Annotated in this window: 13 protein-coding genes; 5 read left to right on the forward strand and 8 right to left on the reverse strand. The window is 40.2% G+C overall.

The features are described 5' to 3' along the window. Nucleotides 1-2: 2 nt before the first annotated feature. From rfbC to JT26_RS09160, 4 genes are read right to left on the reverse strand one after another with little or no spacing between them, the layout of a single operon-like run. Nucleotides 3-548 (reverse strand): dTDP-4-dehydrorhamnose 3,5-epimerase, encoded by a 546-nt coding sequence (gene rfbC / locus JT26_RS09145; protein WP_036792895.1) that lies wholly within the window; start codon nt 546-548, stop codon nt 3-5. A gap of 5 nt (nt 549-553) precedes the next feature. Beyond that, nucleotides 554-1,147 carry a thymidine kinase gene (locus tag JT26_RS09150; RefSeq protein WP_036792427.1) on the reverse strand — a complete coding sequence of 198 codons (594 nt, stop codon included), beginning with the start codon at nt 1,145-1,147 and terminating at the stop codon, nt 554-556. Between the two features lie 30 nt (nt 1,148-1,177). Next, entirely contained in the window at nt 1,178-1,483 is a 306-nt protein-coding gene (locus tag JT26_RS09155) for a hypothetical protein (RefSeq protein ID WP_036849022.1), read from the reverse strand. Between the two features lie 6 nt (nt 1,484-1,489). Further along, entirely contained in the window at nt 1,490-2,605 is a 1,116-nt protein-coding gene (locus JT26_RS09160) for a DNA replication/repair protein RecF (protein WP_036849024.1), read from the reverse strand. A 639-nt stretch (nt 2,606-3,244) separates the two neighbouring features. On the opposite strand from JT26_RS09160, the gene JT26_RS09165 reads away from it, so the two are divergent. Both JT26_RS09165 and JT26_RS09170 read left to right on the forward strand, forming a co-directional pair. Continuing rightward, complete coding sequence (locus JT26_RS09165) at nt 3,245-3,721, forward strand: helix-turn-helix transcriptional regulator (protein ID WP_036849027.1); 477 nt, start codon at nt 3,245-3,247, stop codon at nt 3,719-3,721. A 60-nt stretch (nt 3,722-3,781) separates the two neighbouring features. Further along, nucleotides 3,782-4,492: an MgtC/SapB family protein gene (locus JT26_RS09170; RefSeq protein WP_052110497.1), complete on the forward strand. Its 711-nt coding sequence runs from the start codon at nt 3,782-3,784 to the stop codon at nt 4,490-4,492. Between the two features lie 7 nt (nt 4,493-4,499). On the opposite strand, the gene radA is transcribed toward JT26_RS09170, so the two are convergent. Genes radA through JT26_RS09190 form a run of 4 tightly spaced genes read right to left on the reverse strand, consistent with a single transcriptional unit; the run spans nt 4,500 to nt 8,967 of the window. Continuing rightward, nucleotides 4,500-5,882, reverse strand: a complete 1,383-nt coding sequence (gene radA, locus JT26_RS09175; protein ID WP_036849029.1) for a DNA repair protein RadA — start codon at nt 5,880-5,882, stop codon at nt 4,500-4,502. A 22-nt stretch (nt 5,883-5,904) separates the two neighbouring features. Beyond that, nucleotides 5,905-7,143 (reverse strand): hypothetical protein, encoded by a 1,239-nt coding sequence (locus JT26_RS09180; RefSeq protein WP_052110498.1) that lies wholly within the window; start codon nt 7,141-7,143, stop codon nt 5,905-5,907. After that, entirely contained in the window at nt 7,140-8,426 is a 1,287-nt protein-coding gene (locus JT26_RS09185; RefSeq protein WP_036849031.1) for an L-fucokinase, read from the reverse strand. Before JT26_RS09185 ends, JT26_RS09180 begins: the two co-directional genes overlap by 4 nt. A gap of 22 nt (nt 8,427-8,448) precedes the next feature. After that, entirely contained in the window at nt 8,449-8,967 is a 519-nt protein-coding gene (locus tag JT26_RS09190; protein WP_036792439.1) for an NAD(P)H-dependent oxidoreductase, read from the reverse strand. Between the two features lie 784 nt (nt 8,968-9,751). Between JT26_RS09190 and JT26_RS09195 the strand changes: the two genes are divergently transcribed. From JT26_RS09195 to JT26_RS09205, 3 genes are read left to right on the forward strand one after another with little or no spacing between them, the layout of a single operon-like run. Continuing rightward, the gene (locus tag JT26_RS09195; RefSeq protein ID WP_081966438.1) at nt 9,752-13,105 is read left to right on the forward strand and encodes a SusC/RagA family TonB-linked outer membrane protein; all 3,354 of its coding nucleotides are present in this window, start codon (nt 9,752-9,754) and stop codon (nt 13,103-13,105) included. 11 nt (nt 13,106-13,116) lie between these two features. Further along, nucleotides 13,117-14,697, forward strand: a complete 1,581-nt coding sequence (locus tag JT26_RS09200; protein ID WP_052110499.1) for a RagB/SusD family nutrient uptake outer membrane protein — start codon at nt 13,117-13,119, stop codon at nt 14,695-14,697. Continuing rightward, nucleotides 14,684-15,613 carry a hypothetical protein gene (locus JT26_RS09205; protein ID WP_036849036.1) on the forward strand — a complete coding sequence of 310 codons (930 nt, stop codon included), beginning with the start codon at nt 14,684-14,686 and terminating at the stop codon, nt 15,611-15,613. Before JT26_RS09200 ends, JT26_RS09205 begins: the two co-directional genes overlap by 14 nt. Nucleotides 15,614-15,650: the final 37 nt, after the last annotated feature.

The following is a 15,650-nucleotide window of genomic DNA, read 5'->3' on the forward strand; positions in this document are numbered from 1 at the left end:
GCTCAGTCCGGCAGGAAAACACCCTGCAAATCTTTTTCGGAAATGATGAGCCGCGACGAATCTATGTGGCGTGCAAGATCAAGCCCTATCTTCGGATCGTCGAACCTGAAACTCTTCTCGCTTTGAGGCGCATAGTATCTGTCCACTTTGTACGACACGATGTTGTGCTCGCCCAATGCCAGAAAACCATGTGCGTACCTGCGAGGGATGTAGAGCTGCCTGCCGTTCTCCGAAGATAGCTCTACCTCTATAAACTTGCAGTAGGTCGGAGAGCCGGGATCTATGTCCACGACAAAGTCTATGATCTTGCCCTGAACGACACGCACGAGCTTGCTCTGTGCCGCATCTCCCTGCTGAGAATGCAAACCGCGAAACACGCCGCGGTGAGAATAAGATTCGTTGTCCTGAACAAACGGGTCGTGAGGAAACATCTCCTGCCAGAAAGCTCTGTTGTAGCTCTCCGAGAAGTATCCTCTAACGTCCGGGTATCGCTTCGTCTGTATGATGTACACTCCGGGTAGGGAGGTCGGTATGGTTGTCGTGTTCATAGGGGTCATTTTTTATTCATCTTCAAGTAGCAAGAGCGACACAGAGGCATATACTCTCCGGTCTCTCCCAATAAAACCACCTGCGTGTCCGCAACAAGACGATGAGAATACTGTGCCGGCCTGCCACATCCCAGACAGACGGCGTGAACTTTGGAGATGCTGTCTGCCACGGCACAGAGATCAGGCATGGGACCGAATGGCTCCCTTTTGAAGTCCATATCCAGACCGGAGACAATCACTCTCACCCCTTCGTCCGCCAGCTTCACGCAGGCATCCGTGATCCCTTTGTCGAAAAACTGCACTTCGTCTATGCCGACAACATCGGCATCGCACCCCAAAAGATAGACATTCATGGAGTGAGAAACCTCCGTGCAGGGAATGCTCTCATGGGAGTGGCTTACAATATCCGTCTGAGAGTAGCGCGTGTCTATGCTGGGCTTGAAAAGCTCGACTTTCAACTGCGCAATGGTGGCCCTCCTGACCCTTCGTATCAACTCTTCCGTCTTGCCCGAAAACATAGAGCCGCAAATCACCTCTATGCTTCCGTGTCTTCTTATCTTTTTTCTTCTTATATCCGAGTCTTCTTCAAACTGATACATATATATAATCTTCCTTGATTTAAGAGAGCTCTACACTCGTTTTAGTTCTATCTTTTTTATGCCATGCTCCCTCATGGTTTCATCAAACAACTCCCGAAGGGACTCTTTGGAAAGATTGAGCCGGTGCCAGACAACGCTGCTCTTGCAGATGATAAGAATAGTGTCGTCTCCCTCGAAAGAGATTTCTACCGACTCGGTCAGTCCTTGAGAAAGAGGGGACAAGAGCCACGCTTCGTAGACATCGCTGTAACGTTTGACGGCAGACAGGAGCGAAACTTCTTCGGTGGCGTCCTGCAATACTTTGTCTATTTTATCACTCGTGTACCTGCGCTTCATCGTCTCTCAAGCATTTGATGCAATCAGAGAAAAGGTTCCCTTCTCAACCGAAAACAGATGATAGGAAGTCTCTTTCTTCTCTTTCAGTATCTTGTCCAAATAGGTTCTGTTCGTATCCGTCATGAAGATCTGACCGAACGTGTCCCCGGCTACCATGTGAATGATCTTATTCACTCTTTCCGCATCGAGTTTGTCAAAAAGATCATCCAAGAGAAGAAGAGGCTTAAGCCCTGTTGCCTCCTTTAGAATATCGTACTGAGCAAGTTTTAGTGCAATAAGAAAAGTCTTGTTTTGCCCTTGCGACCCGATTTTTCTTATCAGCTCTCCGTCTATGTACATCCCGATGTCATCTTTGTGAATGCCTTGAGAGGTGTAACCGAGTACAAAGTCTTTCTGTCTGTTATCGCGAAGAGTAGCTCGGATTCCTTCTACGCTGTAATCCTCAATAGATGGCAGGTAGGAGAGCGAGACGTTGTCCTTGCTACCCGATATTTCGTTATAGAAAGAGCTAAAATGAGAAGCGATTCTCTCTATCCAGTCTGTCCGGTCTTTTTGTATAAGTGCAGACTCTTGGGCGAGCTGCTCCTCCAGTATATCTAATATTTCTACATTGGGAGAGGGACTCTTTAAGAGGCTGTTCCTTTGTTCTAATAGTCTCTTATGAGCGATGAGAGCTTCAAGATACTTAGGCTTTTCCTGAGAAATAAGAGTATCTAAATATTTTCTTCGCTCTTCACTTCCTCCATGTACTAAATCAAAATCCTTCGGAGAAATCATCACAATAGGAAGCTTTCCGATGTGCTCGCTCAATCGGGTATAAGCCTTTTTATTCCTTTTGAATACTTTCTGATGTCCCGGACGGATACTGCATACTATATGCTCTTCATTTTTATTCCTTAGATAATGTGCATCGAGAAGACAGAAAGACTCATTATGACAAATAACCATGTGATCCGGAAGATAAAAATGCCCTCTAAGAAAAGAGAGATAGTATATAGCATCCAGCAAATTCGTTTTCCCCATCCCATTGAGCCCAATCAAGCAGTTTATTTTGGGAGAGAAGGTCAAATGAGCCTGCTTAATGTTTTTATAGTTGCTTATGTCTATTTCCTTTAACTGCATAGCTATCGCAGATATTCTTTCTTTTTATTAGAAATTTTGCACACCAACAAAGATAGCAATAATACATCTTTTGAAAGATGGATGTAGCGCAACGAGTAGATACAATTCTATATAGAGAAATGTCTTGTTTTGTATATTCTCGAGATCTGTGTTGTATAGAAATGTTCTATTCTTATTTCCAGAACGTATATTATAATAGCCTGATATTATTCATCACATATGGATTTAGATATCTTACCCATAGTTTTACAATGAGCCATTTTAAGTTTTACAACTTCGTATTATGTTGCCTGTTTTATTTGTGTATCAGATTGTTATAAATATTATCTGTAATGATATATTGGAGTAGAGTGGGAATGTTTATAGATACATATCATTCTTGCGCTTTCAGCTACGATCAAAATATTAACTCATTGAAAATCTTAATTATTATAATCATATCTATGCAGTTTGCAGGTGTTTTCTTTTAAGATTGGGAGTATGAGAACATAAATATATTGTCAATAGAATAGATATCTATATTTAATTTTCTATATTTGTAAATGCGTGAACAAAAACAGACAAGAATACATTTCTAAATAAATAGATTGTTGTATAGAAATGGATAACGGGATTTTTTCTTCTTAAAAACATAAAAGTATGGAACAAACTATCAATGACAGGATAAATACTATCATGGAAAGAGAAATGCTTTCTCAAGCGGCATTTGCTGAAAAATTAGAGATCAATAGAGCCACTCTCAATCATATTTTGAGAGGAAGAAATAATCCGGGAGTTCAAATAATTGAAAAATTGATCTCAAGTTTTCCAAAGTACAATGTGGAATGGATTATTTCCGGAAAAGGAGAAATATTAAAGACACCCTATTTGCAGCCTGATTTATTCCAAATAGAACCTTCTGAAGAGGAACAAGGTGTTTCTAATGAGAGTTTTTCAATGAAACTTTTAGAAATCACGCAGAAGTTTTCCAATTTGAGTGAATCTGTGCAGAATCTATCTGCTACAATAAAAGAGGAGCAAAATGCAAATAAAAAATCCGAAAGAAGAATATCCAAAATATATGTCTATTATTCGGATAATTCCTTTGAGGTATTTACTTCGACAGATGCCCAATAAAAAAAAAGCACTACTTTTGAATTATCTACTATTGGATGATTTATAAAAGAGTATGACAACATGAGTTTTTCGGAGTTTTTTGATCTATCCTGTATTTATCATGGAGGACTTCAACCTGTTGATGTTGTAGTTCGATTGCTTTATAGCGTAGTTGTCGGTATGCTTATAGGATATAATCGTCAGGTGCGCTATCAAAGGGCTGGTCTTAGAACATTTACCCTTATTACAGTTGGTAGTACTGTTGCCATGCTTATATCTATTTATCTTCCGGACATCTCCGGAATGGGGGATCCCGCCAGAATAGCAGCACAGGTGCTGTCGGGTGTGGGTTTTTTAGGGGCTGGAGCAATACTTAGAGGGCGTGGAGATAATGTTCAAGGGCTTACTACTGCAGCCGGAATATGGGTTTGTTCCGCATTGGGCTTAGCCATAGGAGCCGGTATGTATATGACATCTGCCATTGTTACCTTGCTGGTGCTCTTTGTTTTAGTAGTTATGGGATATGTTGAAGAAAAACTCGGTTTGAGACAGAAGAACCTTGGTATAAATATAGATACGACAACGGCTCTGCCCGATATAAATGCAGTTAAAGGACTCCTTTTCTGCATGAAAGTTTCGATCTCTAATGTATCATTAGACTCTAATTTCAAAAACGATACCGGACATATTTATATAGAAGCCAAATCAAGTGGAGATAAAGTTAGCTATGAAGTAAATAAAGCCTTAGGTGAATTGGACTTTGTGAGTAGTGTGAAAACTAATACCTACTAGTTTTAGTTTACCTTCCACGAAATAAGAAATTAAAAGCCTGATCTACCCGGCTTACTCCTACAACCTTGATCTTATATTTATTCAAGTCTATTCCTTGCAAGTTTTGAGTTGGAATTATGATTGTCTCAAATCCTATCCTCTGTGCTTCACCAACTCTTTGCTCTATTCTACTAATAGGACGTATTTCTCCACTAAGACCAACTTCTCCCGCAACGCAGATGTTGGTTGGGATAGGAAGATCAAGATTGGATGAAAGCACGGCTGCAAGAATAGAGAGATCCAATGCCGTGTCCGATAACTTAAGTCCCCCCGTGATATTTAAGAATACATCCTTCTGTATGAGCTTAAATCCTGCACGTTTTTCCAATACGGCAAGTAGCATATTCATTCTTTTTCCATCTACTCCTGTAGAGGATCTTTGAGGTGTGCCATAAACAGCAGAACTGACAAGAGATTGTATTTCTATTAGAATTGGTCTGGCTCCTTCCATGGCACATCCTACACAAATACCACTAAGTTGTTCTTCTCTTCTTGTTATCAAAAGCTCTGATGGATTCTCAACACCTCTCAAACCATTTTGACGCATCTCATATATCCCAATTTCGGATGTGCTACCAAAGCGATTTTTATTAGCTCTTAATAGCCTATATTGGTAATTGGTGTCTCCTTCAAATTGCAATACCGTATCGACCAAGTGTTCCAATATCTTCGGACCGGCAATGCTACCATCTTTGGTAATATGTCCAATCAATAAAATAGGGATATCTGTATTCTTCGCATAAGCCATAAGTCTTGTAGCACATTCTCGTACTTGGGTAAGGCTTCCGGGAGATGAGTCTATTTGTTCTGTAAATATAGTTTGAATAGAATCTACGATTACAAGATCCGGAGAAGCCTCTTTCCAAATCTCCAAGATCTTTTCTAAATGAGTTTCACAGTAGATTAAAAAGTTTTCGTGTGGAATCGTTTCTACTACTCTGTCAGCCCTCAGTTTTATTTGTTTTTCACTTTCCTCTCCGGATATGTATAATGTACGTATCCCTTTCGTGTTTAGTAACGTTTGGAGAATAAGTGTACTTTTACCTATACCGGGTTCTCCTGCAATAAGTACAACAGAGCCTTTTACAAGGCCTCCTCCGAGAACTCTATTTAACTCTTTATCTTGCAGATCTAATCTTTCAGCTTCTTCTCCTAAGACTTCTTTTAGTGGTTTAAATGAGACATTTCCTTTATCAAGAGATATGCTCTTAAGTATATAACGAGTATCCTTTACTTTATATTCAGACAAAGTATTCCAAGCATTACACATAGGACACTTTCCGGACCATTTTGAAAACTCATTTCCACACTCTTTACATAGGAATATTACTTTATCCACGTTCTTACCCATATACTAATGCAAATTATTTCTTTTAAGAAGAAGTTACTTGAAGACCTTTTAGAGAAAGAGACATTTCACTTAAGCGTGCATTTTTCTTCTTTATGAAATCGTTCTCTAGTGTTTTCTTTATCAAATTTACAGCTTTCAGATCTTTTGCCACTATGTATAAGTAGCCGCCACCGCCTGCTCCAGGAAGTTTATATCCTAAAGCCCAATCATCTATAGCAGAAATCAGATGTTCTATTTCGGGAGTAGAAACCCCGGAGTCTAATCTCTTATTAAGCTCCCAAGCTTCTTTCAGAAGGACTCCATATGTTGTTATATCTCCCTTTCTTATAGCGTGCTCTACTGCATAGGTATGGGCCTTGATCTCTCTAAGTACATCTAATGTCTGAGTATCTTGATCAATCATTCTATTTACGATCTCAACTAAGATATTTTTTGCTGCTCTTGTTATGCCTGTATAATATAGCATGTGATAGGAATCATAGAGAGGGTCAGTGAAAAGTGTATTTGGCAGTGTTGTGGCATAAGGCTGTTGTAAAATAGATGCCTCAGACTCTATAACCTTTATTCCTCCATACATTCCTCCAAATTGATCCTGCCAGCCACCTCCGGTAGTTAGCAGTTGTTCTACGGCAAGAGTCCTTTGGGCAATTTCTTCGAGGCTCCATTCAAATCCGAAGAAATTGCTGAGAGCTCCTAAACATGCTGAGCATAGAAGAGAACTTGTACCAAGACCCGATCCTGCAGGAATACAAGAAAGCATGGTGAGCTCTATCCCATACCCAAGCTGTTTCAGATATTCCTCTAAAGACTTAAAAACATGAGTATTGAACTTTGGGCTCAAACCACACAAGCATAGAGCCGCCTTGGGAATACTGAATGGAGAACCAACTTTGTCAAACTCCTCCAACATATCCAAAGAGGTGATTTTTTCATCTAGTCCGGCATCTATAGAGCGTAGTATTATATGAAGTTCTGGTGTTGGTTTTACAAAGACCTGAAGAGGCTCTTGACCATTGACATTTATAGCCATATTTATGACACGTCCTCCATCTGTCATGCTATAAGGAGGTGTATCTGTCCATCCCCCTGCCAAATCAATTCTCACAGGAGACCTGCTCCACACAATTTGATCCATAAAGACCTTTCTACTTGGGTAGAGAGTTTGCTTAAAGTAGGGAGCTACTATTTGTGATCTGATATCACCGGATCTTTTCAAATTTGTTCCCAATATTTCTTTACGGGGAACTTTTTTGCTCTTCATTCTCTATATAGTTCTTCAAAGTCGGTCATACTTCCCAATTCTTTGGCAGAAATCTTGGGGAGTTTTTTATATGTTTCTAAAACCTCTTTGTTATTGCTTTTTGAAGAGTATAGATGCCATTGAGATAACCATTCTCCCACAAAGGCAAGCACATCTATATCTTCAGAACAAGGGAAGAGAGGTAGTTCATAAATATCAGTAGTTATAGATAGACCTGTCATTTGGGCAAACTCAGACAATGGGGCATTTACAAAAGAAGTCTCACCTGTGGCTTTTCCTCTGAACAAATCATCTATACCATATACTCTAAGGCACTTCAGAGCGTTTTTCAAGGGTAGAAAATCCAAACATACACCATTCGGAAGCTCCCAGCCTTTCATTTCTTTTGGAATATGAGTAAGGATATTATCTCCTTTGAGAATCCATTTATCATTTAGTTCTGAGCAATCTATCCAGCAAGATTCCTTTATATCCAAGTTTAGAGATTTTGCAGATCTTAGCAAGTCTTTACTGGATCCGAAATGATAGAAATGAGAGTCGGATGCATTATACATTACTCCTATTGAGAGTTTATGCCTTTTTATTATATCCGGGAAAGAGGAATATAAATCAAAATAATTTAGTTCTCTTCCTTTCCCTCTGCTACTCTTGAATAGAAGGTCTGAAGCCTTTTTGGAAAGCAACCAAAGCCCTGAGTCTATTGCAATCTCAAATTTTTCCTGAAGCACTTCAAGTTGTTGCACCAAAGGCTTTTGTAAGACTTGTATCGGAATAGAGAAAATATCTGCATTTTGAGAAACAATAAAAACTCCATGTTTTGAAGCTTTCTCTAACTCGCCTTTTACACCTATACACAATAGATCATAGTGTGGAATAAAGGGAACTTGCTTTAGATCCAATAGCACATCACCACATGAAATAGCTGTGCGATAAAACCCATCTGTATCGGACTCTAAAAAAGAGTCTATCGTTTCTACCTGGATGTCTAAAAGTGTTTTATAAACTTTCCCGGGAAGAGGCATCATCACCTTTCCTTGTACCGAGTAGGCAGGAAGTCTTCTACTTTCGCCATCACTATTTATCACAATCTCTCTGTGATATAACTTTCCCCTCTTATCACGAGCTTGCATTATGGCATATACCGAACCTCCTCCAGATCCCAATTTAGCATTTGGAGGATCTGAGCAGAAGAATATATCTCTGTCCTCTCCCTTTTTAGGAAAAGAATTTAGATATTCAACATGATTTGATGGAAGAGAAACTATGTAGATGCTTTCATGCATAGCCAAACAAAACTATTTCTCGTTATGACTTTATAAATTCGGCATAGTCTTCACAACTTTTTTGCAAACGCTCAGGAGTCATATTTACCTCCGCTCCATATAATGCAAAAATGCGTCCGGACTTAGCTCTGACAAAACCTGCGGAACCTTTGACAAAGCTAAGATAAGTCTCTAATGATATTCCTGCATCAAAAACGAACTCCGGAGCACCGGTACTTACAGCCACGTCTATAAGTTTTCCCTCCATCTTATCTCCGTTTTCTCCGTATGCCCAACCTTCGCACCAAACGGTGTCCATCCACTCTTTCATAATGGATGGTACCATGTACCAATACAATGGAAACTGCAAAATGATTCTATCATATTCCGACAATATCTCTTGCTCTTTTTTTATATCAAAGCCCTTCTCTTCACAATGCTCCGAAAGGACTCGTATCATCACATTCAGCTCTTCACTATTAGCTTGAATGTACTCACACCATGCCCTGTTTATAACAGACTTTTCAAGATGTGGATGTCCTACTACTACTAATGTTTTCAATGTTCAATATGGTTTAAGTTGATTTTATCACAAATGTAGGTATTTATTTTAAGAGCATTTCCTACTTCTGCTAAATGGAGAGACTGATCTCTATTGATCTAAGTTGTTTAAGAAAATGGTATTTGAAGAAAGCACTAAAGGTTTTGAGAGAAAGCACTAAAGGTTTTGGAGAAAAGCACTAAAGGTTTTGGAGAAAAGCACTAAAGGTTTTGGAGAAAAGCACTAAAGGTTTNGAGAGAAAGCACTAAAGGTTTTGGAGAAAAGCACTAAAGGTTTTGGAGAAAAGCACTAAAGGTTTTGGAGAAAAGCACTAAAGGTTTTGCCGAAAAGCACTAAAGGTTTTGGATAAAAGCACTAAAGGTTTTGGATAAAAGCACTAAAGGTTTTGGATAAAAGCACTAAAGGTTTTGGAGAAAAGCACTAAAGGTTTTGAAGAAAAGCACTAAAGGTTTTGGAGAAAAGCACTAAAGGTTTCGGAGGAAAGCACTAAAGGTTTCGGGGAAAAGCACTAAAGGTTTCGGGGAAAAGCACTAAAGGTTTCGGAGAAAGTATCTAATCTTTTCGGGGAAAGTACCTAATCTTTTTGTGGAAAGTACCTAATCTTTTTTCGCAAAGCACTAAAGGTTTTGGGATATTGATAATTATCTTTTCAAGGAATAGAGCCTGTACCTTTAGGTATTAATACCTACCTTTGCAAGACTTTTCTAAAAATGGTTCTACAGATTTATGAAGCTAAATCTGTAGAACTTTACATTTTGTGTCATTTTAATTGTATCAATTATTTATGTTAAGAGACATACGACCTTGGGTCTGTAAAGTTTTCTCTGTGGTATTGTTCTTTGCTTCTTCTATTTCTCTTTCCACCCCTGCTGAAGGACAGAGCAAGACAACAACTATCACAACTAAACCTGTAGCGCGCTCCGTGCGTTGTAAGGTTCAGTTTAAGGACTACTCTCCGGCTATTGGAGCAACTATCTATGTCAACGGAAGAGCTACGGCTGTAACAGGTGAAGATGGTTCTTGTCTGATCCGTATTCCGAATGTCAAAGAAAAAATAACTCTGGCTGTTTCCTATGTGGGAATGAAGCCTTTGAAACTATTATATGAGGGAGAAAAACAGCTTTCTTTTATTCTTGAAGACGACTCTTCCGAGTTGGGAGATGTCGTAGTAACCGGTTTTCAGACAATAAACAAACGTAGATGGACAGGAGCTGCCACCGCTCTTAAAGGCTCAGAGATTGTTCTTCCCGGTGTCAGTACCATAGATAAGAGTTTGGAAGGATTAGTCCCTGAAATGCTTGTTATGCCTTCCGCCGGTGATATAGGCACGTCTCCTCGTTTGCGAATACGTGGTACCAGTACTATTTTAGGAGTACGTGAACCTTTATGGGTGGTAGATGGTGTGGTCGTCCGAGATCCTGTAACAATTCCGGCAGAAGATATCAATGATCCTGACTTTATCAATCGAGTAGGTAATGCTATCGCAGGTATCAACCCATCTGATATAGAGCGTATAGATGTCCTTAAAGATGCTGCCTCTACAGCTCTTTATGGGGTACAAGCCGCCAATGGCGTTATTATGATTACTACCAAAAAAGGGCAATATGGAAAGTTACGCATTAACTATTCAGGAAGTAGCAGTCTGTCTCTTCGTCCAAGATACACAGACAGGGATGTCAACTTGATGAACTCAAGAGAGCGAGTCAATTTTTCTCGTGAACTGGTAGAATCCAACTACTATTTTCCTGTTGATATGTACGAAGTGGGATACGAACACTTGGTTAAGAAGTTATATAATAAGGAGATCAGCTTTGAAGAGTTCAATAATCGTGTGCGGAGCATAGAGTCTCTGAATACTGACTGGTTTTCTCTGCTGATGCGTGATGCTCTTTCTACAGATCACCACCTCTCTGTATCAGGAACTTCTGAAAATCTAAATTACTATGCTTCTTTAGGGTATAATCTTAGCAACGGAGTTGTTAGAAGCAATAGAACTCAGCGTACAACAGGTAACCTTAAAGTGATTGCAGATCTCAGTAACAAGAGCAAGTTAAGTGTTTGGATGAGAACGGGCGTAGAGTCGCGTCGTTATAATGCTTCTACGATCAATCCGGTAGACTATGCTTATAATACAGCACGTACCATTCCCACCTATGGAGAGGATGGTGCATACTCTTTTTATAGACGAGGGGATGACAGATATAACTATAATTTTAATATCCTAAACGAACTCGAACATAGTGGATATAAGCAAGACCACTTTAACACTTCTCTGAGTGTGGCGTATGACCTCAAGCTCTCTGATCGACTATCGGCTTCAGCTTTATTGACCTATGCCACTTCCAATACAAACGGGGAGGAGCACCACGATGATAAAACTTATTACGTGGCAGATAAGAGATGGACAGATTATGGAAAGCCTTTCAATAAGGTTGCTTTGGAACATAGCGAACTGCCATACGGAGGAGAACTCAATCACTTTCAAGAGCGTTATCAGTCTCTCTCCGGAAGATTGATGTTGAACTATTCCCGTACATTCGACAATGAAGATATGTTGAATATACAAGTAGGAACTGCTGCTGAAAGCATTCACACCAGAGGCATGAAGCAGATACAGAGAGGCTATTTCCGTGACTATGGAGAAAAGTTTGTTGCTCCGGAGGACATAGATCGCTTTCCTGCATATAAGGCTTGGCTTATAAGTGAAGAGGCACAACCCAGACGTACGGACGACTTGCTCAATCAGGCATCTGCTTTTGCAACCATCTCATATACTTTTCGTCAAAATCTTACGTTAGGACTGAATGGACGGACAGATGGCTCTAATCGTTTTGGAAGTCAAAGCAATCGTCGACTTCTTCCTGTATGGTCTGTTTCCGGTAGTTATAATTTCTCTCATCTCTTGGCTGATGGCACTTGGTTCAATTACCTTTACTTGCGTACATCGTATGGTACACAGGGCAATATGTTGAGAGATCAGTCGCCCGAACCGGTTATTCGTAAGCTGAGCACAGACCCCTATTACAATGAAAAGTTGGCGATCTTGGCTCGTTATCCTAATCCGAATCTTCGTTGGGAAAAGACAAACTCTTTCAGTGCGGAGCTGGATATTGCTGCATGGCAAAGACGAGTTGCAGCCACTTTGTCTTATTATCACAAATATACTCGTGATGCTTACATGAATTTGGACATTGATTTGGTAAATGGGTTCCCATCGTATGTTGTCAATAGCGGAAATCTTCGTAATCACGGTTTCAGTCTTGCTCTTTCGGTAGAGCCTGTGCGTGTTCGTGATTTCTCATGGCGTGTATCCACCTCTTTTTCTAAGAGCTTCAATCGTCTTGACAGCAAACCTCAATATGGTCAATATAAAGTTCGAGACTTCTTGCACGGTCGCGCCTTGGTGGAAGGAGAGGCTTTGGGATCATTCTATTCTTATCGTTTCCGTGGACTCAATCCGGAAGATGGAGGTCCGATGTTCCATGATGGAGAAGAGCGTAAAGAAGAATTTTATGGTAAAGGAAACTATGAAGTTTTCAGTGAAGTCTTGTCTAAGTCGGGAAATCGCTATCCTACAGCATTCGGCAGCTTCCGCAATAGTGTTCGTTGGGGTGCATTCTCGCTTCGATTCAATCTATCGTATAGTATTGGAGCTAAGACAAGACTTTTCAAACCTTATGGCTCAAGCAAAAACTTCTTACCCGAAATGAATGTCAATAGAATCTTTATGGATCGTTGGCGTAAACCCGGAGATGAAGCTTATACACACATTCCTGCAGTAGTTGATCAAATGGTGCCTGCTGTTTCGGATAAGTATAACAGACACTACTCACGCTATACATCAGGTAAAATGCCTATAATAGCAGAGAATGCCTGGGATATGTACAACTATTCGGATATTCGTGTAGTATCTGCCGATTACTTGAAGTGTACAGATCTTAGCCTCTCCTACGAACTGCCCTCTAAGTGGTTACAGCATCGTGGAGTGGAAGCTGCGCGTGTTACTCTCTCGACCAATAATATTTTTGTACTGGCAAGACCGGAACTTAAAGGACAGACTCCCGTTCAAGGAGGATTTACAGAGGTAAATCTGTCCGAACGTCCGCAATACACGCTTCAATTAAATATTACCTTATAAATAAAAAACAGATGAAACGTATAGTTAATAATATATTTGCCGGTCTGTTCCTGATACTGACAGGAAGTATAATGACGACTTCTTGTGGAGATTTTCTTCGTGAACGCTCGAATGACCTTGCTTATATTCGTACAGCTGATGATCTTGATGAGTTGCTTATCGGTGCGTGCTATATGAGTGTGGCACCTACTACTCCTCGCCGTTACGACAACTTTTACTTTCCTTATTTGCACTATATGTCAGATGAGACTCAGGAGCTGATAGGTACCACTCGTTATAATCCGGAAGCCAATATCCGCCCACGTATGTTCGGCTATTATACTTGGCAACAACGTATCGGGGAGGCATTCAATGGCTTGGTTTCTTATAAGGAGAGTGTAGATTGGTTGCGTGTATATAACCACATTATCACTTTGAACATTGTATTGAATGAAGCATCAGGCATAAAAACCACAACAGAAGCAGAGCAGAATCGAATGAATCGCATCAAAGCAGAAGCACATTTTCTTCGTGCTGCCTACTACTTCTTTTTGGTAAATCTTTATGCTCAACCCTATGCTCCGGAGAATCTGGATAAGCCAGGTATTCCCCTTAAAACGGCACACTATATCGAGAATAAGAAATTCCAAAGAACCAGTATCAAAGAGGTTTACGACCATATAATCAGTGATCTTAATGAGGCTTTGAGGATGAGCCAAGGGATTAAGCAACTCTCTCTTTACAGAATATCAGAAGCCGGAATCAACCTTTTTGCATCGCGTGTATATCTCTATATGCAAGACTGGGAAAAATCCGAGTTTTATGCTCAAAAAGCAATGGATTTGCACCCTCAGCTATGTAATTTGAATGGTTTGGGTGCAGAAGAGTATTTCTTTTCTTCAGCCAATCCGGAATTGATATTCAGTATGGGAGGAGGACTCATTGCAGCTGAAATGAACAACGCTCCCATAGGCGGTTTTGCAGTATCGAAAGATTTGTATGCTTTGTATGACAAGAAAGACCTCCGAGCGCAGCGTTATATGATTCGCTCTCAAGCTAAAGGAGCATTGGATGGAGGACATTATGTTCAGGTAACTAAAACAAATCCTAAAAGCTTCAATCGTAGTGAAGTTTCAGATGTCTTTGTGCTTCGCAGTGGTGAGATTTATCTCAACTTAGCAGAAGCATTGGCTATGCAAGGAAAGAATAACAAAGCAATCGAATTGATTAACACCTTGAGAAAGAGTCGCTACCAAGCGGGATCTAACTCCGAAATCACAATGTCTACCGGCAGTGAACTTGTACAAACAATACGTCAGGAACGCCGAATGGAACTCTGTTTTGAAGGACAACGCTGGTTTGATATTCGCCGTTACAGGGTTAACAGTATTTATCCAAGCAAAGAAGAGCTGGTGAATACATATACCATATACAAAAAAGATGGACGTAACAGCAAGCCGGATATTACTTACTACTATACTCTTCCGGCAGAAGAAGATAAAGGATATGTTCTACCTCTGCCTCGTGAGCAACGTAGCATCAATGATCAAATACAGGATAATCCTCGCTTGGATCGTAAACCCTCAAAAACACATAATTATGAAACCAAATAACAATAATACAATCCTGCTCACTATGTTTTTATTGAGTCTGTTTTTTGTAAGTTGTAGCAAAGAACAGCTCTCCGGAGATGTAGTTCCCGAAATAAATCTCTTTGTTCCGGATGATGCAGACCAATCGGAGGAGGCAAATCTACGCCGCTCTTTTTACGAACAGACCGGATCATACCTCCTTTTTAACGATACACTCCGTCGTGCCAATCATACAAGAGTCCTCAGTATCCCTTATAGTGTTACCATTACCGGTACGGACTATTATGAAGCACAGCTATATCGTCTGAAGTATCTGCAATCATTGTCCGAGTATAGACAGGCTGCCGAGTTTATTCGTAATAAAGTAGCTTCTTTTGTAGCCAAGAGCACAATGCCGTACTCTTTGTTATTGGTAGACACCATTACTTCTTATCCTTATGATCGTAGTCGTAAAACATACAATATGGATAAGCCAGATGATAAGCATATCACCGTATTTGGAATGCAAACATTGGCAATAGCCGATCTTAAAGATGTCGGAACTAAGAGCAATGATGAACAACACAAGCTCGCAGTAATAATCTTAAATAACCTGGTGATGCGAGAGATACAGCAAGCAGATGCAGAAACTCTTGCTCCTTTTTACGCCATTAGCGAAGCTTATTATGGCAAGGCTTTTTCAGAAGAAGAAGGTAATATGCCTAATATTAAAGATATTAGGGAGTTGGGATTCCTAAAGTCCTATTACTTCAAAAAAGAAAAGGTCTCATTTTATCCTGCCGATCGTGATTTGGAAGTATTTCTCAAAGAACTTTTAGGCAAGCCTGAAGCCGAGTGGAGAAAGTCTCATGCAGACTATCCATTGGTTATCCGCAAACTGGAGATACTGAAAGCACTCATAGAGAAAAAGGGTATAAGTCTTGACTACTTAGGTTAGAGGGGCACATTACACAAGCTTGGAGAAGAAAACAAAC

This window comes from Porphyromonas sp. COT-108 OH1349, assembly GCF_000768755.1.
Lineage (GTDB): Bacteria > Bacteroidota > Bacteroidia > Bacteroidales > Porphyromonadaceae > Porphyromonas_A > Porphyromonas_A canoris.